The 25,174-nt window shown below is 69.9% G+C and carries 23 protein-coding genes and 1 riboswitch; of the genes, 16 read left to right on the forward strand and 7 right to left on the reverse strand.

Annotated elements, in window-relative coordinates; translation table 11 throughout:
- The first annotated feature begins 147 nt into the window (after window positions 1-147).
- A complete protein-coding gene (locus ACFWQC_RS25380; RefSeq protein WP_378684639.1) occupies window positions 148-906 on the forward strand; it encodes an NYN domain-containing protein in 759 nt (252 codons plus the stop codon).
- A 24-nt stretch (window positions 907-930) separates the two neighbouring features.
- Here ACFWQC_RS25380 and ACFWQC_RS25385 read toward each other — a convergent pair whose 3' ends face one another.
- On the reverse strand, window positions 931-1,566 hold the full coding sequence (locus ACFWQC_RS25385; RefSeq protein ID WP_378684642.1) for a hypothetical protein: 636 nt from the start codon (window positions 1,564-1,566) through the stop codon (window positions 931-933).
- Between the two features lie 66 nt (window positions 1,567-1,632).
- Window positions 1,633-1,768: riboswitch (cobalamin riboswitch) on the forward strand.
- Window positions 1,769-1,833: 65 nt separating this feature from the next.
- Here ACFWQC_RS25385 and ACFWQC_RS25390 point away from each other — a divergent pair.
- The 5 genes from ACFWQC_RS25390 to ACFWQC_RS25410 all read left to right on the forward strand — a co-directional run bounded on the left by ACFWQC_RS25390 (window position 1,834) and on the right by ACFWQC_RS25410 (window position 7,148).
- Window positions 1,834-2,907 carry a prenyltransferase/squalene oxidase repeat-containing protein gene (locus ACFWQC_RS25390; protein WP_378684644.1) on the forward strand — a complete coding sequence of 358 codons (1,074 nt, stop codon included), beginning with the start codon at window positions 1,834-1,836 and terminating at the stop codon, window positions 2,905-2,907.
- 122 nt (window positions 2,908-3,029) lie between these two features.
- Window positions 3,030-3,689 carry a hypothetical protein gene (locus tag ACFWQC_RS25395; RefSeq protein WP_378684646.1) on the forward strand — a complete coding sequence of 220 codons (660 nt, stop codon included), beginning with the start codon at window positions 3,030-3,032 and terminating at the stop codon, window positions 3,687-3,689.
- A complete protein-coding gene (locus ACFWQC_RS25400; protein ID WP_378684649.1) occupies window positions 3,686-4,801 on the forward strand; it encodes a CbiQ family ECF transporter T component in 1,116 nt (371 codons plus the stop codon). The genes ACFWQC_RS25395 and ACFWQC_RS25400 overlap by 4 nt, the downstream gene beginning before the upstream one ends.
- Window positions 4,798-6,369, forward strand: coding sequence for an ABC transporter ATP-binding protein (locus ACFWQC_RS25405; RefSeq protein ID WP_378684652.1), 1,572 nt, complete (start codon window positions 4,798-4,800; stop codon window positions 6,367-6,369). The genes ACFWQC_RS25400 and ACFWQC_RS25405 overlap by 4 nt, the downstream gene beginning before the upstream one ends.
- Entirely contained in the window at window positions 6,366-7,148 is a 783-nt protein-coding gene (locus ACFWQC_RS25410; RefSeq protein ID WP_378684656.1) for an ECF transporter S component, read from the forward strand. The genes ACFWQC_RS25405 and ACFWQC_RS25410 overlap by 4 nt, the downstream gene beginning before the upstream one ends.
- Here ACFWQC_RS25410 and ACFWQC_RS25415 read toward each other — a convergent pair.
- The 5 genes from ACFWQC_RS25415 to ACFWQC_RS25435 form a co-directional block, all read right to left on the reverse strand.
- Window positions 7,145-8,068, reverse strand: coding sequence for an alpha/beta fold hydrolase (locus tag ACFWQC_RS25415; RefSeq protein ID WP_378684659.1), 924 nt, complete (start codon window positions 8,066-8,068; stop codon window positions 7,145-7,147). The genes ACFWQC_RS25410 and ACFWQC_RS25415 overlap by 4 nt on opposite strands.
- A complete protein-coding gene (locus tag ACFWQC_RS25420) occupies window positions 8,065-8,322 on the reverse strand; it encodes a hypothetical protein (protein ID WP_378684662.1) in 258 nt (85 codons plus the stop codon). The genes ACFWQC_RS25415 and ACFWQC_RS25420 overlap by 4 nt, the downstream gene beginning before the upstream one ends.
- Window positions 8,323-8,439: 117 nt before the next feature.
- The gene (locus ACFWQC_RS25425) at window positions 8,440-9,342 is read right to left on the reverse strand and encodes a DMT family transporter (RefSeq protein WP_378684666.1); all 903 of its coding nucleotides are present in this window, start codon (window positions 9,340-9,342) and stop codon (window positions 8,440-8,442) included.
- A gap of 30 nt (window positions 9,343-9,372) precedes the next feature.
- Window positions 9,373-12,018, reverse strand: a complete 2,646-nt coding sequence (locus ACFWQC_RS25430) for a glycoside hydrolase family 65 protein (protein ID WP_378684669.1) — start codon at window positions 12,016-12,018, stop codon at window positions 9,373-9,375.
- Window positions 12,015-12,782 carry an HAD family hydrolase gene (locus tag ACFWQC_RS25435; RefSeq protein WP_378684673.1) on the reverse strand — a complete coding sequence of 256 codons (768 nt, stop codon included), beginning with the start codon at window positions 12,780-12,782 and terminating at the stop codon, window positions 12,015-12,017. The genes ACFWQC_RS25430 and ACFWQC_RS25435 overlap by 4 nt, the downstream gene beginning before the upstream one ends.
- Before the next feature lie 128 nt (window positions 12,783-12,910).
- Between ACFWQC_RS25435 and ACFWQC_RS25440 the strand changes: the two genes are divergently transcribed.
- The 9 genes from ACFWQC_RS25440 (at window position 12,911) to ACFWQC_RS25480 (ending at window position 21,566) form a co-directional block, all read left to right on the forward strand.
- Window positions 12,911-13,990: a WD40/YVTN/BNR-like repeat-containing protein gene (locus tag ACFWQC_RS25440; protein ID WP_378684676.1), complete on the forward strand. Its 1,080-nt coding sequence runs from the start codon at window positions 12,911-12,913 to the stop codon at window positions 13,988-13,990.
- Between the two features lie 200 nt (window positions 13,991-14,190).
- Entirely contained in the window at window positions 14,191-15,117 is a 927-nt protein-coding gene (locus ACFWQC_RS25445; RefSeq protein WP_378684679.1) for a CapA family protein, read from the forward strand.
- Window positions 15,114-16,085: a M28 family metallopeptidase gene (locus ACFWQC_RS25450; protein ID WP_378684682.1), complete on the forward strand. Its 972-nt coding sequence runs from the start codon at window positions 15,114-15,116 to the stop codon at window positions 16,083-16,085. The genes ACFWQC_RS25445 and ACFWQC_RS25450 overlap by 4 nt, the downstream gene beginning before the upstream one ends.
- Window positions 16,086-16,142: 57 nt before the next feature.
- On the forward strand, window positions 16,143-17,990 hold the full coding sequence (gene ilvD, locus ACFWQC_RS25455; protein ID WP_378684685.1) for a dihydroxy-acid dehydratase: 1,848 nt from the start codon (window positions 16,143-16,145) through the stop codon (window positions 17,988-17,990).
- Between the two features lie 25 nt (window positions 17,991-18,015).
- Complete coding sequence (locus ACFWQC_RS25460) at window positions 18,016-18,633, forward strand: pyridoxamine 5'-phosphate oxidase family protein (protein ID WP_378684687.1); 618 nt, start codon at window positions 18,016-18,018, stop codon at window positions 18,631-18,633.
- A gap of 156 nt (window positions 18,634-18,789) precedes the next feature.
- Complete coding sequence (locus ACFWQC_RS25465; RefSeq protein ID WP_378684690.1) at window positions 18,790-19,959, forward strand: MFS transporter; 1,170 nt, start codon at window positions 18,790-18,792, stop codon at window positions 19,957-19,959.
- 48 nt (window positions 19,960-20,007) lie between these two features.
- Window positions 20,008-20,727, forward strand: a complete 720-nt coding sequence (locus ACFWQC_RS25470; RefSeq protein ID WP_378684692.1) for a GNAT family N-acetyltransferase — start codon at window positions 20,008-20,010, stop codon at window positions 20,725-20,727.
- A 71-nt stretch (window positions 20,728-20,798) separates the two neighbouring features.
- A complete protein-coding gene (locus ACFWQC_RS25475) occupies window positions 20,799-21,122 on the forward strand; it encodes an SHOCT domain-containing protein (RefSeq protein WP_378684694.1) in 324 nt (107 codons plus the stop codon).
- Window positions 21,123-21,155: 33 nt separating this feature from the next.
- Window positions 21,156-21,566, forward strand: a complete 411-nt coding sequence (locus ACFWQC_RS25480) for a VOC family protein (protein ID WP_378684697.1) — start codon at window positions 21,156-21,158, stop codon at window positions 21,564-21,566.
- A 5-nt stretch (window positions 21,567-21,571) separates the two neighbouring features.
- Here ACFWQC_RS25480 and ACFWQC_RS25485 read toward each other — a convergent pair whose 3' ends face one another.
- Complete coding sequence (locus tag ACFWQC_RS25485) at window positions 21,572-22,909, reverse strand: ABC1 kinase family protein (protein ID WP_378684700.1); 1,338 nt, start codon at window positions 22,907-22,909, stop codon at window positions 21,572-21,574.
- Between the two features lie 134 nt (window positions 22,910-23,043).
- Here ACFWQC_RS25485 and ACFWQC_RS25490 point away from each other — a divergent pair, with 134 nt between their 5' ends.
- Complete coding sequence (locus ACFWQC_RS25490) at window positions 23,044-25,164, forward strand: prolyl oligopeptidase family protein (RefSeq protein ID WP_378684703.1); 2,121 nt, start codon at window positions 23,044-23,046, stop codon at window positions 25,162-25,164.
- The last annotated feature ends 10 nt before the right edge of the window (window positions 25,165-25,174 follow it).

Here is a 25,174-nt window from a genome sequence, read left to right on the forward strand (position 1 = left end):
TCCGCGTTCTTGTTGGTCCCCCTCCCGGGCGCCCCGCCGGCGCCGCCGCCGCCGCCGCCGGGGCCCGCCGGGGGGCCCCCGCCGCCGGAGCCGCTAGGCGAAGGCGTGTCGAGACCAACACAGTCCTGTTCCTGCCACACTGATCCGGTGACCGAGCCCTTCCGCATCGCACTGCTCATCGACGCCGACAACGCGCCTGCCTCGAAGATCGACGAGATCTTGAACGACCTGGCCGAGTACGGCGAGGTGACGATCCGCCGGGCCTATGGCAACTGGACCAAGTCCGAGCTCAAGGGCTGGATCGAGGAGCTGCACGACGCCGCGATCAGGCCGATGCAGCAGTTCGACCTGACCGCGCACAAGAACGCCTCCGACATGGCGCTCGCCATCGACGCGGTCGAGCTGCTGCACGCGGCGATCCCGGACGCGTTCGCGCTGGTCTCCTCCGACTCCGACTTCACGCCGCTGGTGCACTACCTGCGGGAGAAGGGCCGCGCGGTCTACGGCTACGGCAGGGAGAAGACACCGGCGCCCTTCAAGAGCGCCTGCACCCGGTTCACCGTGGTGGAGAAGCTCGGCAGCTCCGAGGAGGAGACCGAGGCCGATACCGAGCCCGGGGCCACGCGCACCCGCAAGCAGTCGTCATCGGCGACCAACGGGCAGGCGCTCAAGCGCAACGCCCGCCTGATCCAGCTGCTGCGCAACTCCATCGCCGCGGCCGCCGACGACGACGGCTGGGCCCTGGTCGGCACCGTGGTCTCCCGCATCCGCAACCAGTCCTCCGAGGACCCGCGCAACTACGGCTACGCCACCTGGACCAAGCTGATCAAGGCGATCGACCTCTTCGAGCTCAAGGACGAGGGCACCTCGGCGATCGCGGTCAGCGACAAGCGCACCAAGAAGTGACGTACGCCCCTTCGGACAACACAGCTAGCGGGTCTGCGCAGCGGCCGGGCGGGCGCATCTGACGCCCTTCGGCACGGACCCGTGGAGGTGCTTCAGCGCGGCCTTGAAGTCGCGGCAGCGCTCGGTGTCCTCCTTCTTGTTCGAGGGGTAGCCGATCGCCGCGTTGACCTTGCCCATGTCGAGGGCGTCGGCGAGCGGGTTGATGTCGCGGGCGACGGTCCAGTACCACCGCGAGATCGGCGCGCTGTAGTCCAGCGACCGGGCGAGCTCGGGACGGCGGCGCAGGTCGATGTCGAAGTAGGCGCCGGCGTCGGTGTAGTTGGCTTCGCCGGTCAGCTGGATGTAACCGCGGCCGGTGAACTTCCGCTTGTCGCGGCCCTTGGCGTCGTGGTGGAAGGAGCTCTCGTTGGCGAGCGTGGTCAGATACGCCGCCTGCCGGTAAGGGGTGGTGATCCGGGCGTCGGTCATCGCGCGGTTGAGGCTCGGCAGCCCGGTCTCGACGGTCCTGCGGTCACCGACCTTGTCGCCGAACATGGTGACCAGATCGGCGTACGTGACCGATGTCCGTGCCTCCTCCGCGCCGGCCGTCGTGGTCGGGGAGAGGGCGAGAAGGGTGGCCGAGATCGATGCTGCGACAAGGCCGAGAATCCTGTGGCGCATGGGGACAGAGTGACTGCTCGTCGGCGATCCCGCAAGCAGGGCTCGCCCGGCATAGGATTGCCCCGAATTAGCAGAGCCTCAATCAACACACGCCGTGGTGGGGGAAGCCGGTCGAATCCCGGCGCTGACCCGCAACCGTAGGCCCAGGCAGCGAGAGTGTCCTGGGCGAGCCGGAGCACCTGCCGACGGACGCGTACTGACCTGACGCTGTCGTGGAAAGCAGCGGGTCGGCCTTGGGCCTTCCCGGCGAACAGCGCGGAAGGAACCATGAAGAAGACCGTCCTCGGTGGCATCGCCGCCGCCCTCGCCCTCACCTCGCTCGCCGGCTGTGGCGAGAAAGCCGTCGAGGAGGGGGAGAAGCCCACCTACGACGCCAAGGTGTCCACCGCGGTGGCCGACTGGCTCGTGGCCCAGGCGCCGGAGGGCGTGGCCCGCAACGCGCAGTACGGCACCGATGACTTCGGGCTCAGCGCCGACATCGGGATCGCGCTGGCAGAGGTCGGTGGCTACGACGAGGAGATCGCCACGATCGCCGCGGCCGTGATGGAGAACAAGTCGGCCTACACCTCGCCCGGGTTCGGCACGATCACCTCGGCAGGGGCGACCGCGAAGGCGCTCGTCCTCCAGCAGAACGTCGATGCCTCCGACCCCGGTCTGCTGAAGCAGCTCGAGGGCACGGTCGCCGAGAACGGCCGCATCGCCGACGAGCTCGACCCCAAGAACAAGGAGGCGGCCGACTACTCCAACACCATCGGACAGTCGTACGCCGTGTGGGCGCTGAACAACGCCGAGAGCAAGAAGGCCGCGTCCGCGACGGAGTTCCTGGCCGGGCAGCAGTGCGAGGAGGGCTGGTTCCGGGTCACCTTCACGGCCGACCCGGCCGCGGCAGATCAGACCTGCGACGCCGACCCGAAGGCTGCCCCGGACGCTGACGCCACCGCGTTCGCGCTGATCGCCCTCTCCTCGGTGGCCTCTCCGGAGGCGGAGAAGGCCGTCAAGGCGGGCGTGGAGTGGCTGAAGGAGACCCAGGCCGAGGACGGTTCGTTCAAGGCGGCGACCGGCAACATCGCCAACTCCAACACCACCGGCCTTGCCGGGTGGGCGTTCGGGCGCGCCGGTGAGACCGCGGCCGCGGAGAAGGCGGCGACCTGGGTCGCCGACCACGTCGTGACCTGTGGCGACGACGCCGGTGCGGTGGCCTACGACGACGCCGCGCTGGCCGAGGGCAACACCAAGGGCCTGACCAAGGAGTCCGAGGGGATGTACCGCCTCGCCGCCGCCCAGGCGCTGCCGTCGCTGGTCTTCCTGCCCAACGACGCGACCGCGAAGAGCTCGTGCTGAGCCCAGATCGACCGATCTCCGCCTGCTGCGCGCCACCATACGGGCGCGCTGGCGGCGTTGACGCCGCTCGACAGACGCCCGGTTTGCCATCGCGGTCGTCGCCTTGCCATCACACCCGTCTGGTGACGCTCGCGACGGCGGCCATCGGTCGATCCGGGCTCATCCTGCGATCCTCGTTGGTGGCCCTGGCGATCCTCGCCGGGGCCACCGCACCTGTCTTCGCCCCCGTATCCGCCTCGTCCGCGGCATCGTCCGCCGAGGCGTGTGACGGCGTCACCGTCGTCGTCGAGCCCAACGCGTTGGGTGGCGGCCCTGAGGTCACCTGTGTCCAGCCCGGGGAGGGCGACACCGGCGCCGATCTCTTCGAGAAGGCGGGACATCCGCTCACCTATGTGACCTCGATGCCCAGCGTCGTATGCCGCGTCGATGAGCGGCCGAAAGCCGCAGGTTGCGCCCAGATGCCGCCTGCCGACGCGTACTGGTCGCTGTGGAGCACCGACGATTCGGGGGCCTGGAGCTACGCGTCCAGAAATGTTACCGAAATCAGCGTGACCTCCGGGCAGGGTGTTGCGTTCACGTGGATAGACGACAATGTCGTTACCGCTCCGGCGACGGAGCTTGGGGATGCTGTGGGGGCGCCCTCAAGCCCGTCGCCGGAGTTATTTCCGGAGGAGCCGACGGATTCGGCCTCCGAGGCCGAGCATCTGCCCACCTGGGTCGCCCCCGCGGGGATCCTCACCCTCTTCGCCGTCGCCGGTGCCGTGTGGTGGCGCCGGCGATGAGCGCGCTGTTCCGCACCGCCGCGGTCGCGCACCTGCCCCGCGACCTGCACCCCGTCGCCTGGTGGGTGTGGGCGATCGGCATGGCTGCGTACGCCTCCTTCACCACCAACCCGTTGCTCCTCCTGCTCGTGGTGGGAGTGGTGTCGGTCGTGGTCGCCGCGCGTCGTGGCGAGCAACCGTGGGCGAAGGCGTTCCGGCTCTACGTCGGCCTCGCGGTGTTCATCGTCGTGACCCGGGTGCTCTTCCGGGTGCTCCTGGGAGCCGTGCCGGGTCACGTGATCCTCGACCTGCCCGAGATCCCGCTCCCGGAGTGGGTTCTGGGGATCCGGCTGCTCGGTCCGCTCACCCGCGAGGCGCTGCTGGCCGGCCTCTACGACGGGCTGCGACTGGGCGTCATCGTGATCTGCGTCGGCGCGGCCAACGCGCTGGCGAACCCGAAACGGCTGCTGCGCTCGCTGCCGCCGGCGCTCTACGAGATCGGCACCGCCGTCGTGGTCGCCGTGACGGTGCTGCCGCAGCTGGCCGAGTCGGTGCAGCGGGTGCGCGCCGCGCAACGACTACGCGCCGGTGCGACCGGAAGTGTCAAGCGGCTGCGCCGCTTCCTGGTGCCGGTGCTCGAGGACGCCCTGGAGCGGTCGATGGCACTGGCGGCGGGCATGGACACGCGCGGCTACGGACGTACGGCCGGCGTCCCGGCCGCCACCAGGCGGATCACCTCGGTGCTCATGCTGGTCTCGCTCGTCGGGCTCTGCGCCGGCGTCTACGCGGTACTGGACGGCACCACGCCCGGCTGGCTGGCCGCCACCATGCTGAGCCTGGGCGTCGGCACCGCCGCCGGAGGGCTGGCGCTCGCCGGCCGCCGGGTGACGAGAACCGTCTACCGTCCTGACCGGTGGCGCTGGCCGGAGGTCGTGGTGGCGCTGAGCGGGATCGCGGTCGTCGCCGTGGGCTGGTGGATCGCCCGCTACCAGGTCCCGATCGCCTTTCCGGGCGTGAGCACCTTCCCGGAAGTCACGCTGACCGCCATGGCCGGTGTGCTCGTCGGGCTGGTCCCGGCCGTCGCCGCCCCGCTACCGGCATCATCGCTCGTCCACGAGGAGGCAGTCGCATGATCGAGCTGCGAGGCATCACGTTCACCCCTCCCGACTCCTCCGAGCACGTGCTGAAGGACGTCGACCTCACCATCGAGGAGGGCGAGCTGCTGCTCGTCTCCGGTCCGACCGGCTCGGGGAAGTCGACGCTCCTCGGGGTGCTTGCCGGCCTGGTGCCGCGCTTCTCCGGTGGCGTGCTCGACGGTGACGTCCTGCTGGACGGGGCCTCGATCGTTCGTAAGCCGCCGCGCGAGCGCGCCGGGACCATCGGCTACGTCGGGCAGGACCCGGTGGCCGGGTTCGTGACCGACACGGTCGAGGAGGAGCTCGCCTACGGGATGGAGCAGCTCGGTCTCCCGCCGGCGACCATGCGGCGCAGGGTCGAGGAGACCCTCGACCTGCTCGGCATCGCCGAGCTGCGGCAGCGGTCGCTGCGTACCCTCTCGGGAGGGCAGCAGCAGCGCGTCGCGATCGGCTCGGTGCTCACCACCCACCCACGGGTCGTCGTGCTCGACGAGCCGACCTCCGCCCTCGATCCCACGGCCGCCGAGGACGTGCTCGCCACCATCACCCGGCTGGTGCACGACCTCGGCACCTCCGTCGTTCTCGCCGAGCACCGCCTCGAGCGGGTCGTGCCGTTCGCCGACCGCATCGCGCTACTCGTCGGTGACGGTTCCGTCGCCGTCGGCGACCCCGCCGAGATCCTCGGGTCCTCACCCATCGTCCCGCCGCTCGTCGAGCTCGGACGCGAGCTCGGCTGGTCGCCGCTGCCGCTGACGGTGCGCGACGCGAAGCGGAAGGCGCGGGGTGTGGCGCTTGCTGACCGTGCTGGTCCCGACACTCTTTCGTCCTCTGGCTCCGGCGGCTCGGCCAGCGCGCTCACCGTCACCCGAGGACGTACGCCGGTCCTGCACGACGTCTCGATCGAGCTGCCCGCGGGGCGAGTGACGGCGCTGATGGGACGCAACGGCTCGGGCAAGTCGACCCTGCTGTGGTCGCTGCAGGGCACCCACAAGCGGCTGGCCGGGTCGGTGGACGTGGGCGGCAAGGATCCGGCGACCCTCGACCCCGTGGAGCGACGCGCCCTCGTCGGGCTGCTGCCGCAGACCGCGGCCGATCTGCTCTACCTGGAGACGGTGGCCGAGGAGTGCGATGCCGGCGGCCCACGGACGAGGGAGATCCTGGACAGCCTCGTCCCCGGCATCCCCGACGGCCAGCACCCGCGCGACCTCTCCGAGGGCCAGCGCCTGGCTCTGGCGCTGGCGCTGATCCTGAGCGCCGACCCGCCGGTCGTGCTCCTCGACGAGCCCACCCGCGGCCTCGACTACGCCGCCAAGCACGCTCTGTCCGAGATCCTGCGCGAGCTCGCCGAGGCCGGCAAGGCGGTCCTGGTGGCGACCCATGACGTCGAGTTCGTCGCCGAGGCCGCCGACGACGTGGTGGTGCTCGCCGATGGCGAGGTGGTCTCCGCCGGTGACGTACGCACCGTCACGGCCGAGTCGCCGGCGTTCGCGCCCCAGGTGAGCAAGGTCTTCGGCCCGGGCTGGCTGAACGTACGCGAGATCGTGGAGGCGGTGGTCGAGAGATGATCAGGTTCTCGCCCCGCACGGCGGTCCTGCTCGCCATCATCTCCGCGGCCGGGCTGATGATGTTCGGCTGGCCGCTGCTGCTCCACGGCTACGACCGGGTGCAGCCGCCGTTCATCTTCCTGGCGCTGCTGCCGCTGATGCTGGTGGTGCTGCTCAGCGAGCTCTCCACGGGCGGCATCGACACCCGGATGATCGCGGTCCTCGGCGTGCTCAGCGCGATCGAGGCCGTCCTGCGCGCCCTCTCCGCCGGCACCGGCGGGGTGGAGCTGGTCTTCTTCATGCTCATCCTCGGCGGCCGGGTCTTCGGTCCGGCCTTCGGGTTCGTCCTCGGCTGCACCAGCCTGTTCGTCGCCGCGCTCGTCACCGCCGGCGTCGGACCGTGGCTGCCCTACCAGATGCTCGGTGCCGCCTGGGTGGCGATGGGGGCCGGGCTCCTGCCACGCGCGAGCGGCCGCCGGGAGATCGGGCTGCTGGCGGCGTACGGGGTCTTCGCCTCGTACGCCTACGGGCTCCTCCTCAACCTGCAGGGCTGGCCGCTGCTCACCGGGGTCACGGTGCCCGGCGCGAGCGGCAACCTCTCCTACGAACCCGGTGCGGCGTTCGGCGAGAACCTGGCGACGTTCCTGCGCTACACCCTGGTCACCTCGACCAGCAGCTGGGACACCGTGCGCGCGATCACCACCGCCATCGCCATCGCCCTGCTCGGGCCCGCAGTCCTGGCCACCCTGCGCCGCGTCGCCCGCCGCGCCACCGTCACCGGGACGGTGGCGGCACCCTAGACGCGCTGGTGCTCGGAGACCCGGGCGAGAAAGCCGAGCAGCAGCTGGTGGACGCGTTCGGGCTGCTCCATCTGTACGAAGTGAGTGCCCTCGAGCTCGACGAAGGTGCCGTTCTTGACCCCGGCAGCGACCCGCGACATGTGGCGCGCCCCGGCGACGAGGTCGCGGGTGCCCGCGACCAGCACGACCGGCACCTTGATCCGGCGCAGCGAGACCGGGCGGCGCTGGGAGGTGCGCAGCGCGAGGTGGAAGTACCACTCGACCGGGGTGGTCAGGAACTCCGCCAGCGCAGCCGCGGCGAGCTCGGGATCAGGGACCTTGCCGATCAGGCCGGCCTTGGAGAACACCTCGATCGCCCGCGGGCCGAGATCGAGACGCGCTGCCAGCGGAGTGATCAGGGAGCCGGTGCGGCACAGCACCTTCGAGGCGGTGCGGGTCACGAGAGCAGCCGCCGGGGCGGGCAGCCGCAGCGGCCCCAGCATCGACTTGAACGTGTCGCCGGGCACCCCGGCGACACCAAAGACGCCGGAGACCCGCTCGGGATGGTCCGCGGCCAGCTCGAACGCGGTGTTGACCCCGATCGACCAGCCCATCACGACCGGCCGGGAGAGCGCGAAGGCATCCATGACCGACAGCGCGTCCTCGGCGAAGTGCCTCGAGGTGGTCTGCTCCGGGTCCTTCGGCCGCGCCGAGCCGGAGGTGCCGCGGTGCTGCCAGGAGACGACGCGTACGCCGCACGAGGTGTGGAGCAGTGCCGGCCAGTTCCACGGGCTGGTGCCGAGGCCGTTGCACAGCAGCACCGTCGGCCCGTCGATCACGCCCTCGGGGTCGTTGGTCCAGGCGCGGATCAGGGTGCCGTCGTCGGAGAGCACGTCCCGAAAGGCAACGGTGGACTCAGCAACAGCCCGCGGGACACTCATGCAGTCATTCTCTCCGAAGCGAGCAACTGGAGATAGTTGTGCACGTCCTCACGCTCGGCACGCCGCAGCAGGAGCGCTTCCTCGGCGGCCTTGGCGTTGTGCCGGGCAACGAGCTGGGAGGCCACCGGCCAGGCGAGCAGCAGCTGGATGGGTCGTAGGAACGGGCCGACCATTCGCCCCGCGGTGCGAGCGGCGAGGAGGGCGGCGACTTGGGCGACGGCAGCGGTGTGTACGGGGGCGGTGATGGTCGACAACGGAGCAACTCCAAGGACTGGCGGGACCGGGCGGCGAGGGGGAGTTGTCACCGAACTGTAGTGACCTCAACGTTCGGAGTCAGTGACGTGCGGATGTCGCTTGTGTGAAACGCGGCACTACACAGGGGTCGACTCCGCCGGCACGTGATGCTCCGGTTTGCCGGTGCGCGTCGCGCCTGCGGAGGCGACCACGACACACGCGATGGCCAGCCACTGCAGGACCGAGAGCCCCTCGTGAAGGATCAGGATCGCGGCCAGCGCGCCGGCGGCCGGCTCCAGCGACATCAGGATCGCGTAGAGCCCCGACTTGATCGAACGCAGTGCGACGAGATCGAGGGAGTAGGGGATCACCGAGGACATCAGGCCCACCATCAGCCCGACCAGCCACACGTGCGGAGACCCCAGCCCGTCGGCGTACGCCATCGCCGCAGGCGTCAGCGCCACCGCCGCGACGGTGGAGGCCAGGGCGAGCCCGTCGAGCCCCTCCCAGCGTGCTCCGGTCGCCTTCGACAGCACGATGTACGCAGCCCAGCAGGCCCCCGCGAGCAGCGCGAACAACACGCCCACGATCGAGATCCGGCCGGGCTCGAGACCGAGCAGCACGACCCCCGCGGCCGCCAGCGCGACCCAGACCAGGTCGCGCGCCCGCCGCGAGGTGACCAGCGCGATCGTGAGCGGTCCGATGAACTCGATGGTGACCGCGATCCCGATCGGGAGCCGGGCGAAGGACTGGTAGATGGCCCAGTTCATCAGCCCGAGCGAGGCCCCGAAGGCGACCACGACGAGCCAGTCGCGGCGCGAGAGACCACGGACCCGGGGCTGGGTGATCGCCAGCAGGATCAGCGCGGACAGCGTCAGCCGCAGCCAGACCATGGCCGTCGGGGTGACCTCGTCGAAGAGCGATTTCGCGAAGGTCGCGCCGATCTGCACCGACGCGATCCCGATCAGAACCAGGACGACCGGGTGGGCCAGCCTCGCCCGGAGAGAGGAGGCTCTACCGTTTGAGAAGCGTGTGACCACCCGGTCAGTCTAGGGTTACGTAAAGACCCGCTACTGCGCCGAGTCCGTCTGCGAGATGTTGGACAGGTTGGTGGCCTTGTTGGCCTCCTCCGCGAGCCGCTCGGACCCGCGCCGGGAGTCGTGCGGGACCGTGGCGTGCTCGGTGTGGTCCTGCTCGTAGATCTCCGGCGGGATCGGCGCGGGCACGGTAGCGGTGATCCGCGAGCCGTCGGGGCGGATGCCGCCGTGGGGCTCCTCGTCGAGGTGGGTGCCGATCCGCGGCCCCTGGTCGGCGAGCGGCACGATGACCGGCGAGCCCTTCGAGACCACGAACTCCTCCCCACGGACGCTGATCGGGATGTCGAACTCCTCGCCCGGGGTGTCCACGACGGTGAAGACGATCTGGTCGCCGGTCAGCGCGACCTGCATCCGGGTCGAGTGCCACTGCACCCGGAAGGTCAGCGAGCCCCACTGGACCGGCAGGCGCGGGTCGAAGGAGAGTTTCCCGTCGTAGTCGCGCATGCCGCCGAAGCCGAACGCGAGCCCGCCCCACACGCCGCCGGTGGAGGCGATGTGCATCCCGTCGACGGTGTTGCCGTGCATGTTGTGCAGGTCGACGTAGAGCGCGTCGTAGAAGTAGCGCAGCGCGTCATCCTGGTAGCCCACTTCGGCCGCCACGATCGACTGCACGACAGCCGACAGCGTCGAGTCGCCGGTGGTGATCGGGTCGTAGTACTCGAAGTCGGCCCGCTTCTGCTCAGGGGTGAACCGGTTGCCCTGCTGGAAGAGGGCGAGCACCACGTCGGTCTGCTTGAGCACCTGGAACCGGTAGATCACCAGCGGGTGGTAGTGCAGCAGCAGGGGACGTACGTCGTCGGGGGTGTTGGGCAGGTCCCACACCTCGCGGTCGAGGAAGTTGTCGTCCTGCGGATGGATGCCGAGCCCCTCCTCGTAGGGGATGTGCATCGCGGCGGCGCAGCGACCCCACTCCTCGACCTCGTCGGGGGAGATGTCGAGCCGGCCCATGACCTGCGCATACTCGCGCGGATAGTCCGACCGGAGCATCTCGATGGTCTCGACGGCCTTCTCCAGGTTGTAGCGGGCCATCACGTTGGTGAACAGGTTGTTGTTGACCACCGTGGTGTACTCGTCCGGCCCGGTCACCCCGTGGATGTGGAAGGACGGCTCGCCGTTGTGGCGCCAGAAGCCGAGATCGGCCCACATCCGCGAGGTCTCGACCAGGATGTCGACGCCCTCGCGGATGAGATAGCCGGTGTCACCGCTCGCGTAGACGTACTTCATCAGCGCGAAGGCGATGTCGGCATCGATGTGCACCTGCGCGGTGCCGGCCGCGTAGTAGGCCGAGGCCTCCTGCCCGTTGATGGTGCGCCAGGCGAACAGCGCGCCCTTCGCGGCCATCTCCAGCGCCCGCTGCCGGGCCGCGGGAAGCATCACCGAGCGGGCGTGCATCACGTTGCGGGCGACCTCGGGCTGGGTGTAGCAGAGGAACGGAACGACGTAGCACTCCGTGTCCCAGAAGTAGTGGCCCTCGTACCCGGAGCCGGTGACCCCCTTCGCGGGGACACCGAGCCCGTCGGTGCGGGCGGTCGCCTGGGCCAGCGAGAACAGGTTGAACCGGATCGCCTGCTGGGCCGCGGAGATGTCCACGGCGTCGTCCGCCTCGGCGGCGGAGATCTCGACGTCGGCAGCGGACCAGAACTCGTCGTACCAGTTGCGCTGGTCGCGCTCGAAGTGACCGACGCCCAGGCGGATCGCCCGGTCGAGCGTACGTCCGCAGCGGTCGGCCAGCTCACGCACCGGCACCCCGCGAGAGGTGTGGTACGCCACGGTCTTCTGCAACCGCAGCGTGCTGCCCTCGGTCGCGTCGACCCGGAAGACCGTCTTGGCCAGATCGTCTTCGGCACGGACCACGGTCTCGACCGAGTCCGGCGTGTCGATCTGGTGGGCGGCACTGACGGCGATCGTCATCCCCGAGTTGGCGCACCGGTAGCCGAGGGTCATCTGCTCCTCGTCGGCGACCGACATCTGCGGTAGCAGGACGCGGGTGTCGAAGGCGGAGGCCTTGCGCGGGTCCATGCCCTCGCCGAGCGCCGCCGACGGCACGTGGTACTCGTCCTTGCCGTCCTGCCGGTTGAGCAGCTGGGACGAGACCACGATCGGCGCCGCGCCGCTCAGCATCGTGATCTCGAGGGTCTGGATCGAGAGGTGGCGCTGCGTCATCGACACCATCCGGGTCGACTTGATCGCGACCCGCTTGCCCGAGGGCGTACGCCACACCAGATGCCGCCGCAGCACACCCTCGCGGAAGTCGAGCACCCGTTCGTACTCCTCCAGGTCGGAGGTGCCGAAGGTCAGCGGCTCGTCGTCGACGTAGATCTTCATGATCTTGGCGTCAGGGGCGTTGACGATGGTCTGGCCGGTCTTGGCGAAGCCATAGGCGTTCTCGGCATGGCGGATCGGCCAGGTCTCGTGGAACCCGTTGATGAAGGTGCCGTGTGCGTAGGTGGGGCGACCTTCCTCGGGGGTGCCGCGCATGCCGAGATAGCCGTTGGCGACGCTGAAGAGCGTCTCGGTCAGGCCGAGGTCGTCGGGGGAGTAGCTGGTCTCGACCAGCCGCCACGGGTCGATGGGGTAACGGGCCCGGTCCAGGGGGTTCGGGCCGACGTTGGTTCTCACTGCTGTGCTCCTCGAGCAGGGTCTGGACTGTGTCCATCGGGGACAAGTTCAGCAAGGTCGGATACGACGAGACTGGCGCCGGCGGCCGTGAGGGTGTCGTGGCCGGCGCCACGGTCCACCCCGACGACGAGCGCGAAATCTCCTGCCTTGCCGGCGCGCACCCCGGAGACTGCGTCCTCGAGGACGACGGCCTCGCCCGGGGTGGCTCCGAGGACCTTACCGGCGTAGACAAAGGTGTCCGGTGCAGGCTTGCCGGGCAAGCCCTGCTCATCTGCGACGGCTCCCGACACGACCGTCTCGAACCGGTCCAGCAGCCCTGCCGCCTTCAGCACGGTCGGCGCGTTGACCGACGAGGACACCACGCCGAGCCGGACGTCGAGGGTGGCCAGATAGTCCAGGAGCTGCACCGAGCCGGGATAGGCCTCGACGCCGTCGCGTTCGAGCACCATGTTGAAGGCGATGTTCTTCCGGTTGCCGAGACCACAGACGGTCTCGAGCTCGGGCGCGTCGTCCGGGGTGCCCTCGGGAAGCTTGATGTCGCGGGAGGCGAGGAAGTCACGGACGCCGTCGTAGCGCGGCTTGCCGTCGACGTACGCGAAGTAGTCCTGGTCGGTGTAGGCCGGCGCCCCCGGGGTCTTCTCCTGCAGGTAGGCGTTGAACATCTCCTCCCACGCACGCATGTGCACGACAGCGGTCGGCGTGATCACGCCGTCCAGGTCGAAGAGGATCGCGGTGAACGTCTCCCAGGCAACAGGTCTGGTCATGACTTCAGGCTAGGGGCTGGGTGGCCCAGGCCGAAGAACCAGGCCCCGCTGGTGCTGGTGTTTTCGCTCACCGCTCTTTCGCCGAAATCTCCTGGCCACAGAAGGCGGACGGGTGGATGCTGGAAGGCATGGGTACGCAGCTGCTGGTCGGGACCCGGAAGGGTCTGTGGATAGGGCGCTCTGACGACGCCCGGCAGGACTGGGACTTCACCGGTCCGCACCATGACATGGAGGAGATCTACTCCGCCATGATCGAGCCCGGGACCGGGCGAGTCCTTGCCGGATGCTCCTCGCTGTGGATGGGTGCGCTGGTGCGCGCCTCGGCCGACGGCGGTGAGACCTGGACCGAGACCTCGATGTCGTTTCCGGAGGATGTCGACGCCAGCCTGGCCCGGGTCTGGCAGCTCCAGCCGGGGCCCTCTGTCGACTCGGGGGAGGGCACGATCTGGGCCGGTGTCGAGCCCGGCGCGATCTTCCGCTCTCGTGACGGTGGTGCCAGCTTCGAGCTGGTGCGCGGGCTGTGGGACCACCCGCACCGCACCGAGTGGAACGAGGGCTTCGGCGGGCAGGCGTTCCACACGATCCTGCCGCACCCCACCGACCCCGACTCGGTGACCGCGGCGATCTCGACCGGCGGCGTCTACCAGACCCGCGACGGCGGGGAGACCTGGGAGGCGCGCAACAACGGCATCATCGCGGTCTTCCTGCCCGAGGGGCAGCAGTATCCCGAGTTCGGCCAGTGCGTCCACAAGGTGGCCCGCCACTCCGCCCGTCCCGAGCGGCTCTACCTCCAGAACCACGGCGGCGTCTACCGCTCCGACGACGAAGGGGCCTCCTGGAAGTCGATCGCCGACGGCCTGCCCACGGACTTCGGTTTCGCGATGGTCGTCCACCCGCAGGAACCCGACACGATCTTCACCTTCCCGATCGGCGCCGGTGAGTCCCGCTACCCACCGGAGGCCAAGCCGATCGTGTGGCGCTCGCGCGACGGCGGGGACCACTGGGAGGCGCTCGACAAGGGCCTGCCCGACCACTTCTACGTGGGCGTCATGCGCGACGCGATGTGCGCCGACGACCACGAGAGCGCCGGTGTCTACTTCGGTGCCCGCAACGGCTCGGTCTGGGCCTCCGCCGACGCCGGCGAGACCTGGCGCGAGGTCCTCCGCGACATCCCCGACGTGATGGTGGTCAGGGCAGCGAAGATCTGAGGCGCACGGATCCGTAGCGTGTTGCCGTCCTCGATGCGGGCGGTCGAGGCCGCACAGGATCCTTGGTCTGGGGGCATGCTGGATGTATGGGAAGCCAATGGCTCACCGCCGTACTCGTATGCGCGCTGTCCGCCTGCGGAGGCGGCACACCAGTCGGGTCCTCAACGACGCAGGCTCCTCCCTCGTCCTCGTCGGTTCCGGTGCCCACTCTTGCTGCGGAGCCGCGAGTGCGGCTGACCGTCGTCGGGGATCTGATGCTGACCCGCGGGGTGCGCGATGCGGCGGCGGCGCTGGCTCCGATGCAGGCGCGCTTGGCGGGCGCTGACATCACCGTAGGCAATCTCGAGTCGACGTTGTCGAAAGCAGGGAGCCCGACTCAGGGTGGGGATTCCTTCGGTGCTGGGCCGGAGCTGCTGCGGCCTCTGCGGGAGGCTGGTTTCGATGCGATCTCGTTGGCGAACAACCACACAGGTGACTTCGGCGACCGGGCGTTGACGGAGACGGTCGAGGCGTCATCGGGGGCGGGGATCGTGCCGTTCGGGGCGGGGCGGGATCTCGACGCGGCTGCCCGGCCGGCCCTGGTGGAGAGAGCCGGGATCACCTTCGCGTTCCTGGGGTTCAACGCGATCGGCGAGACGCCTCGGGCGACGACGAGCGACCCGGGCGCCTTCTCGGTGCGGATGCCGCCACGTACGGGTCCTCTCGTCGATGCCGACCTGCGCCGGGTCGAGCGGGAGGTCCGAGCCGCAGAGAAGGTCGCCGACGTCGTGGTGGTGCTGCCGCACTGGGGTACGCAGTACACCCATCGCCCCGAGGCGATCCAGCGCCATGTCGCTCGTCGTCTCGTCGCTGCCGGGGCGGATCTTGTCGTCGGCGGCCACCCGCACTGGGTCCAGCCGCTCGAGCGGGTCGGCGGCGTACCGGTCATCCACTCGCTCGGAAACTTCGTCTTCGACATGGACTTCATGTCCCAGACGATGGAGGGCGTCGTTCTCGAGGCGACCTTCCGCGGCGCCACGCTGGAGGATCTGAACCTCGTGCCCTACCGGATGGATCCCGAGACGTTTGCTCCACGCGTGGTGGGCGGTCGTGAGGCGGCCAGGATCCTTGGGCAGGCGAGGCCATGATCCGTCGTATCACGTTCGCGGCCGGGTCCCTCCTCGTCCTCACCGGGTGCGGTGAGGCGTCACCGACCCCCGAGACCTCTCCGACAACCGCCGCGACAGCGCCGGCCACGTCCAAGCCCTCGCCCACCCCGAGCGGGACCGAGGCCGCCCCGCCATTGACACCCGAGCAGCTCCGCGTCGTGACGGCGACCGCCGCCGTACGCCATCTGGCGGGTGAGATCGGCCCGAGACCCGGGACGTCGCCCGCCTACCATCGAGCCGCTGCCTGGGTCGAGGGACAGCTGGCAGGGTTCGGCTGGCAGGTGCACCGACAGCGGTTCCAGACGCCTGCCGGAGTCTCGTGGGGCATCCCGGTCAGCGCGGGGGAGTCGGTCAACCTGGTCGCAGACAGAGGAGACGTACGCCCCGGGCAGCCGTGGCTCCTGGTCGGTGCCCACCTCGACACCGTCCCGCAGGCGCCGGGCGCGGAGGACAACGCATCCGGCGTGGCTGTGCTGCTGGCGATCGCCGAGACGGCGGCAGGACGGTCGACGAGGGTGCCGGTGCGGTTGGTCGTCTTCGGCTCCGAGGAGCCGCGAGGTGAGACCGACGACGACCACCACTACGGCTCTCGCGCGTACGTCGCGTCCCTCACGCCCGTCGAGCGCAGGTCGCTGGCCGGCATGGTCTCACTGGACCGGGTCGGCGTAGGGGAGGCCGTCCCGGCGTGCGGCGCACGCCCAGGACTCGACCGCACCCTGGCGAGCCTCCGAGCGGCGGCACGGCGCGCGAAGGTGCCGACCACCGGCTGCTCCCAGACCCCCAACCGTTCCAGCGATCACTGGTCCTTCGTACGGGCGGGCCTGCCCGGCGTGCGCCTCGGTTCGACTCCATACGCCGCCTACCACTCACCCGCCGACACACCCGATGTCGTCGACCCGGCGCAGCTCGTGCGCACCGGCCGGATCATGCTCGCCTGGCTCGCCTGACGTCCGCCGTTCGGCGCTGGGTCGAACGATCCACCCGAACCGGTCTAGCCTTCTGGTATGCCCACTCTTCGCTCCGCAACCTCGACCTCGGGCCGCAACATGGCGGGTGCCCGCGCGCTGTGGCGCGCCACCGGCATGACCGATGACGACTTCGGCAAGCCGATCATCGCGATCGCCAACTCGTTCACCGAGTTCGTGCCCGGCCATGTCCACCTCCGCGACCTCGGCAAGATCGTCGCCGAGAAGATCCAGGAAGCCGGCGGAGTAGCCAAGGAGTTCAACACGATCGCCGTCGACGACGGCATCGCGATGGGTCACGCCGGGATGCTCTACTCGCTGCCGAGCCGTGAGCTGATCGCTGACGCGGTAGAGTACATGGTCGAGGCGCACCGTGCCGACGCGATCGTGTGCATCTCCAACTGCGACAAGATCACCCCCGGCATGCTGCTGGCCAGCCTGCGTCTCAACATCCCCGTCGTCTTCGTCTCCGGCGGCCCGATGGAGGCCGGCAAGACGGTCGCGGTCGAGGGTCTGGTCCACGACAAGCTCGACCTGGTCGACGCGATGGTGCTCTCGGTCAACGAGGCGGTCAGCGACGAGCTGCTCGACACGGTCGAGCGCTCCGCGTGTCCGACCTGCGGCTCCTGCAGCGGCATGTTCACCGCCAACTCGATGAACTGCCTCACCGAGGCCATCGGCCTCAGCCTGCCGGGCAACGGGTCGACCCTCGCCACCCACGCGAAGCGCCGCGCGCTCTTCGAGGAAGCGGGACGTACGGTCGTCGAGCTGTGCCGCCGCTACTACGAGGAGGACGACGAGTCCGTCCTGCCACGGAGCATCGCCAGCCGCAGCGCCTTCGAGAACGCGGTCGCCCTCGACGTCGCCATGGGCGGCTCGACCAACACTGTGCTGCACCTGCTCGCGGCCGCGCGCGAGGCCGAGCTCGACTTCAGCGTCCACGACATCGACGCGATCTCGCGTCGGGTGCCGTGCCTGAGCAAGGTCGCCCCCAACAGCCCGAAGTACCACATGGAGGACGTCCACCGCGCCGGCGGCATCCCCGCCCTGCTCGGCGAGCTGCGCCGTGGCGGCGCGCTCAACGAGGACGTCCACACCATCCACTCCGACACCATCGAGGAGTGGCTGAGCAGCTGGGACATCCGCGCCGAGAACCCCAGCCAGGAGGCGCTCGACCTCTTCCTCGCCGCGCCGGGCGGGGTGCGTACGACCGAGGCGTTCTCCACCGAGAACCTGTGGGCGAGCCTGGACACCGACGCCGCCGAGGGCTGCATCCGCGACTTCGAGCACGCCTACTCCGAAGACGGCGGGCTGGCGATCCTGTCGGGCAACATCGCCCCCGACGGCTGTGTCGTGAAGACCGCGGGTGTTCCCGACGACTGCCTGACCTTCACCGGCACCGCGATCGTCTTCGAGTCCCAGGACGCCGCGGTCGACGGCATTCTCGCCAAGAAGGTCGAGGCCGGCCACGTCGTGGTGATCCGCTACGAGGGCCCGAAGGGTGGGCCGGGAATGCAGGAGATGCTCTACCCGACCTCGTTCCTCAAGGGCCGTGGTCTGGGCCAGAAGTGCGCGCTGATCACCGACGGCCGCTTCTCCGGCGGCACCAGCGGCCTCTCGATCGGCCACGTCTCCCCGGAGGCGGCCGGCGGCGGCCTGATCGCGCTGATCGAGGACGGCGACCAGATCTCCATCGACATCCCGAACCGCTCGATCTCGCTCGACGTCGACGACCTCGTCCTCGACCAACGTCGCGCCGCTGAGGAGAAGCGGGACAAGCCCTACACCCCGGCCGACCGTGACCGGAAGGTCTCCGCGGCCCTGCGGGCCTACGCCTCGATGGCCACCTCGGCCTCCGACGGCGCCTACCGCCTCGTGCCCGAGTAATCCGCCCAAGGTTGTGAAGCTGAGAGTGACCTATAGGCCAAACGCAACCTCAAAAACACTAGCTTGCACCAACAGACCCCAGGGGAAGGTTAATTCGCGGCTCGAGGGTCGCCTGCGGGAGTTCGTCGATCGTCAGGTCGTCTTCTTCGTGGCCACCGCACCGCTCGCCGGTGAGGGTCACGTCAATCTGTCGCCCCGGGGGATCCCGGGCACCTTCGGGATGCTCGACGAGCTCACCTTCGCGTGGGTCGACGGCACCGGGAGTGGCAGCGAGACGATCGCGCACCTGCGTGAGAACGGCCGGATCACGGTGATGTTCTGTGCCTTCGACGGGGCGCCGAACATCGTCCGCTTCCACGGGCGTGGCCGGGTCGTGACCCGCTACGAGGAGGAGTACGCCGACCTGGCCGGTCGCTTCACGGACCTGCCCGGTGCCCGCGCGGTCGTCGTCGTGGACATCGAGCGGGTCTCGGACTCCTGTGGCTTCGCCGTCCCGCTGATGTCCTACGTCGGTGAGCGTGACCTGCTACCGGCGTACTTCGAGCGCAAGGGGGTCGAGGGGTCGGCCGAGTATCGGCGCCGGAAGAACCTCTCCAGCCTCGACGGGCTCCCGGCGTTCGACTTCGACCCCGCATCCGAATAGCCGTCTCTCCGCGCCTGTCGAAACGGACCGCGGCCGTTCGTGGCATGGGTGAGGGGCCGACACGGCGGCCCACCTGATGCGGGAGTGGTTGCGATGTCGGCTCAACAGTCGAATCGATGGAAGCGGAACCTGCTGGTCTTCCTAGGCGGCCAGACGGTGTCGTCGTTGGGATCGATGATCGTCGGGTACGCGGTGATGTGGCACCTCACGGTCGAGACCGGGTCGGCCGCGGTGCTGACGCTGAGCGTCGCGGCCGGGATGCTGCCGCAGGCGGTGGTGTCGGTCTTCGGCGGCGTATGGGCCGACCGGCACTCGCGCAAGCTGTTGATCATCGGGGCCGACTCGGCGATCGCGGTGGCGACCTTGGTGCTCGCGCTGCTGATGCTGAGCGGCGTCGGCGACCTGTGGATGATCTTCGTCGCGATGGCGGTCCGCTCGGCGCTGGCCGGGATCCAGGGCCCGGCGGTCAACGCGATGCTCCCGCAGATCGTCCCGGCCGAGCATCTGATGCGGGTCAACGGCGCCCAGCAGACGATCCAGTCGGGGATGATGCTGTTCGCGCCGGCGGTGGCCGCCGCGGTCTACGCCAGCACAGGCATCGTCGCGGTCTTCTTCATCGACGTGGTGACGGCCGTGGCCGGCGTACTCCTGCTGCTGCTGGTGCCGGTGGCGCGAATGGTCCGCTCGACCGAACCCGTGAGCTACTTCGGCGACCTCCTCGCCGGGGTGCGGTACGTCAAGCAGAACCCCTCCGTGCGCTGGGTGATGGGGCTCGTGGCCGTCGTCATGTTCATGGCCGGCGCCCCGGCGCACCTCACCCCGCTGATGATCACGCGCAGCTTCGGTGACGAGGTCTGGATGCTGAGCGTCAACGAGCTGTTCTGGAGCGTCGGGATGGTCATCGGCGGCGCGATGATGGCCGTCTTCGGCCCCCGGGTGAAGCGTCGGGTGCGGCTGATGGTGGCCGCCTCGGTCGGTGTCGGGGTGCTCGTCATCGGGCTGGGCGTCTCCACCGACTTCTGGGTGTTCTCCGTCGCGGGCCTGGTCATCTGCGTTCTCTTCCAGACGCTGCTGGTGCCCGCCGCGACAGTCCTGCAGGAGCAGGTCGAGGACTCGATGCGCGGCCGGGTGTTCGGGTTCTACGGGATCGTCATGTCGGTGTCGATGCCGGTCTCGATGATCGTCTTCGGGCCGCTCGCGGACAGGTTCGCGGTGGAGTCGGTGATGGTCCTCGCCGGGGTGCTGCTCCTGGGCAGCCTGATCGGGATGCTCGCCCTCGGCAGTGCCCGGCGCTCGCTCGCCACCGTGGACGCGGCAGCCGCCTGAGCGCGGCCTCCCGAGCAACGGTCACGGCGGTCGGAGACAATGACCGCCGTGACCGCTTTTTCGTATCCCGTCGGTGCTGTCGTCGAAGGTTGGCAGGCGCGGCCGTGGCCCGAACCGGTGACCCTCGAGGGACGCTACGTCCGGGTCGCTCCACTCTCGTCGGCACAGTATTCGGACCTCTACGCCGCGGTCTGCGGCCCAGGCAACGCCGAACTGTGGACCTACCGGCCGATCGCGATGCCGACCTCGCTGCAGGACCTGTGGATGCATCTGGCGGGGCTCGTCGACGCGGTCGACGTCGTGCCGTTCGCGTTCGCCCCGTTGGAGGGGGAGCGGGAAGGCAGGGCGAGCGGGGTTGCGGGCTACCACGCGATCAACCCGGCGAACGGCAGCGTCGAGGTCGGCGGAGTGCTCTTCGGGCCGGCGCTCGCCCGCACCAGGGCTGCGACCGAGGCGATCCATCTGCTCATGAGCCACGCCTTCGACACGCTCGGCTATCGGAGGTTCGAGTGGAAGCTCGACTCGCTCAACGAGCCGTCCCGCAGGGCCGCGGAGCGCCTGGGGTTCGCCTACGAGGGCCGCTTCCGCAACCACATGGTCGTCAAGGGCCGCAACCGGGACACCGACTGGTTCTCGGTGACGGCGGAGGAGTGGCCGAGCGTGCGGGAGGGCCACGAGCGCTGGCTCGACCCCGCGAACTTCGACGAGCAGGGGCGCCAGCGCACCCGGCTGCGTACGCACGATTGCGTACGCAGCCCCCGCTCCTGAGCCGATGTGCGGGCGGCTCGCGCGCAGCACTCTGGAGGGCATAGCCAAGCCCGACAGATTGGACACGAGCAATGAGCATCAACGAGACAGTGGCCACCGTGGTGGCCGACGACCACTGGGGCCCGTGGCGCGAGAACGGGCCGTGGCAGGACGGCGGCGGGCCGCCGGCGTTCTGGCCGATCTTCCCGATCCTGTGGTTCCTGGTGATCGCGGCGATCATCACCGCGGTCGTCCTCTTCAACCGCAAGCGGGTGGCCGAAGGGCCGCGGCGCGCGGGCGAGGCCAGGCTGGCCGAGAGGTACGCCGCGGGCGAGATCGACGAGACGGAGTACCGCGCCCGCCGGGAGGTCCTCCGCGAGAAGCCGGCCAAGCCGGGGAGCGCGAAGGAAGGCTGACCACGCGCGCTGGTCCGTGACAGGCTGAGCGTCATGGACCAGCGCATCAGCTTCATCACCCTGGCCGTCGCCGACGTGGCGGCGAGCCGGGCGTTCTATGTCGACGGCCTCGGCTGGACTCCCGAGATGGAGGCGGACGGGGTGCTCATGATCCGCGTCGGTGAGCACGTCATCCTCTCGCTGTGGGACCGGGGCGAGTTCGAGGAGGAGGTCGGCACGCTCGCCGTCGCCGACGGCGTCGCGCCGTTCACTCTCGCCCACAACGTCGCCACCCGCGAGGAGGTCGACGGCGTCCTGGAGCTCGCCCGGTCGCTCGGGCGGGATGCCTCAGCCGCCGAGGAGCGGGCCTGGGGCGGTTACACCGGCTACTTCGCCGACCCCGACGGCGTGCGCTGGGAGATCGCCTACAACCCCGGCCCGGTGGGGCAGACCGTGCTGCCCTGACCCGATCAGTCCGCGAACCCGGGCAGATACTCCTCGAGGATCGACCGGAACGGCGCCTCCGCGTTGAGCTGCGCCAGCACCCCGAGACCACCGAGCCAGACCCGGTGGATGAGCAGGTAGGACGGCGGCAGGTTGAGCTTGAGGCCAACCGTGTAGGCGGGATCCTTGGGGTCGTTGATCCGCTTGAACTCCTCGCGCATCCACTCCCGGGTGAACCGGAAGCGCTCCTCCAGCGCCGGGGTCACGAACGGCGCCAGGTAGTCGAGCACGTGCTGCGGCTCGACCTTGATGCCCTCGCGGATGAAGCCCACGTCGCGCAGGCCCGCGACCAGGGCATCCGCGTCGCCGGTCGCGGCGATCCGGATCAGCCGCCCCATCGGCTCGGGGAAGCCCCGCTCGGGGAGCCGCGCGGCGAGCCCGAAGTCGAGCACGGCCATGCGGCCGTCGGGAAGGACCCGGAAATTGCCCGGATGCGGGTCGGCGTGGAGCATCCCGGTCAGCCCGGGCGCGGAGAACCAGAACCGGGCGAGCAGCTCGCCGTAGTGGTCGCGCTCCTCGGGAGTGCCCTCGGCGATCACCTTCGCGATCGAGCCCTCCGACTCCACCCACTCGGTGACGAGCACCGAGGGTCCCACGGCGACGACATCGGGGACTTCGATGAGGGGATGGTCGGCGTACGCCTCGGCGAAGACGTGCTGGGCCTCGGCCTCCTTCGGGTAGTCGAGCTCCTCGACGACCCGCTCCTGCAGCTCGGCGACCAGTGCCTTGACGTCCATCCCGGGAACCACCGCGTTGCCGATCGCCGCGACCCGGCCGATCTGGCGCAGGTCGGCGCGCAGCGCCTCGTCGGCGCCCGGGTACTGCACCTTCACCGCGACCTCGCGGCCGTCGGCCCACCGGCCCCGGTGGACCTGCCCGATCGAGGCCGAGGCGGCCGGCTCGTCGGCGAGCTCGACCAGCTGCGAGGCCCAGTCCGGTCCGAGGTCACGGGCCAGCAGGCCGCGTACGATCCCGGTCGGCATCGGGGGAGCGGAGTCCTGGAGGCGGGTGAGCTGGGCGCGGTAGTGGGCGGCCTGCGACTCCGGCAGCGCCGCCTCCATCACCGAGAGCATCTGTCCGAACTTCATCGCGCCGCCCTTGAGCTCGCCCAGGGTGCGGAACAGCTGGTCGGCCGTACGCTGGTGCACATCGGCCAGCACCGCCTCGGCGGGCTTGCCCCCGATCCGCTTCCCGAGCCCGAGCGCCTTGCGCCCGGCGTACCCCATCGGCAGCGCGGCCAGCTTCGCCGTCCGCGTCGCCGCTCGCCGCGGCAAACCTTTCGACGACCCCTCCGCCTCGTTCATGCCGCAATTGTGCCTGTCGGCTGCAACTTGCACACCGCGAAGTAGCCTTCCGGCATGAGTGAGCGCCAGCGAACGACGACAAGCCTCAGGCCACCGCATCCGTACTCTTCGCCCTGCCCTACGGAGGCGGTGGCATGACCTCTGAGCTGACGATCGTGACCCCGCTCGACCCCGCCGGGGAGGACCCGTTCGGCTGGTTGGAGGAGGTCGAAGGGGTCGAGGCGCTGGCGTGGGTGCGGGCCCGCAACGAGGAGGCCCACGCGAGCGTCGGCGCCGACCCCGTCTTCGCCAAGATCGAGGCGCAGATCCTCGAGGTCCTCGACTCCGACGACCGGGTGCCCGAGGTCTCACGCCTCGGTGAGCATCTCTACAACTTCTGGCGCGACGCCGACCACGAGCGCGGTATCTGGCGACGCACCACGCCGGAGTCCTACCGCACCGAGGACCCCGAGTGGGAGATCCTGCTCGACCTCGACGCGCTCGCCGCCGACGAGGGTGAGAGCTGGGTCTGGCACGGCGCCTCGGTGCTGCGGCCGGAGCCGGGCGAGCCGTGGCGCAAGGTGCTCGTCGACCTCTCCCCGGGCGGCTCGGACGCCGACGTGACCCGGGAGTTCGACCTGGTCACCAAGGCTTTCGTGAGCCCGGCCGACGGTGGCTTCACCCGTGCCGTCGAGCAGGGCGGCGCCAAGGGCGCGCTCTCCTGGTGCGGCCCCGACGCGGTCTACGTCTTCACCGACTTCGGGCCGGGATCGCTCACGCCGAGTGGCTACCCCCGCATCGTGAAGCTGTGGCGCCGAGGCACCCCGTTCGAGGACGCGGTGGTGGTCTACGAGGGCACCGACGAGGACATGTACATCTCCGCCCGCCGCATCCACACCCCCGGCTTCGAGCGCGACCTGGTCAGCCGCTCGATCGCGTTCTACAAGTCCGAGACGTACGTCGCCACCGACCCCGGCACCCCCGAGCAGACCCTCACCAAGCTCGACATCCCCGACTCCGCCGAGGCCGGATTCCACCGCGAGTGGCTGGTCATCGAGCTTCGCGACGAGTGGACGGTCGGTGACCAGACGTACGCCGCCGGCTCGCTGCTCGCCACCGACGCGGAGCGGTTCCTGGCCGGTGAGCGCGACCTCACCGTGCTCTTCGAGCCCACCGCGAAGACATCGCTCGCCGGAGCGACCTGGACCCGCAACCACCTCGTCCTCAACGTGTTCGAGGACGTCAAGAACCGGTTGCACGTCCTGACGCCGTCCGCCTTTGGCGAGTGGACCCGCTCGGAGTTCCCGGCGACCGACCCGGTGGCCGCGGTCGGCACCCGTGCCGTCGACGCGGTCGAGTCCGACGAGGTCTGGGTCGTCACCAGCGGCTACCTGACTCCCACGACGTACGGGCTGACCGAGGTCGGTGCCGCGACGATCGAGCCGCTGAAGTCGGCGCCGGCCTGGTTCGACACCGCGGGGCTCCGCGCCGAGCAGCGCTTCGCGACCTCGGCGGACGGCACCCGGATCCCCTACTTCATCGTCGGTGCCGAGGCCGCGCTCGCCGGCAACGGTCGACCGGCGCCGACCCTGCTCTACGGCTACGGCGGCTTCGAGATCCCGATGACGCCGGGCTACTCCGCCGGTGTGGGCCGGTCCTGGCTCAGTGAGGGCGGCGTCTACGTCGTCGCCAACATCCGCGGGGGAGGCGAGTACGGCCCGGCCTGGCACCAGGCGGCGCTGAAGGAGAACCGGCACAAGGCGTACGAGGACTTCGCCGCGGTCGCCCGCCACCTCGTCGAGACCGGCGTGACCGACGCCCAGCACCTCGGGATCCAGGGTGGCTCCAACGGCGGGCTGCTGACCGGCAACATGCTCACTCTCTACCCCGAGCTGTTCGGCGCGGTCGTGATCCAGGTGCCGCTGCTGGACATGAAGCGCTACTCGCACCTCCTCGCCGGGGCGAGCTGGATGGCCGAGTACGGCGACCCGGACGTGCCGGAGGAGTGGGAGTTCATCAAGACCTTCTCGCCCTACCATCTGCTCGACGGCGCCCGGGACTACCCGCCCGTCCTGCTCACCACCTCCACCAAGGACGACCGCGTCCACCCCGGCCACGCCCGCAAGATGGCCGCTCTCCTGGCCGCGACCGGCAAGGACGTCACCTATTACGAGAACATCGAGGGTGGCCACGGCGGCGCCGCCAACAACGCCCAGTCGGCCCACCTCTCCGCCTTCGCCTGGACCTTCCTGCGCGAGCGGCTCGGTCTGGTCTGATCCCGGGGCG

Origin of the sequence: Nocardioides sp. NPDC058538, assembly GCF_042719275.1 — a bacterium.
GTDB lineage: Bacteria > Actinomycetota > Actinomycetes > Propionibacteriales > Nocardioidaceae > Nocardioides.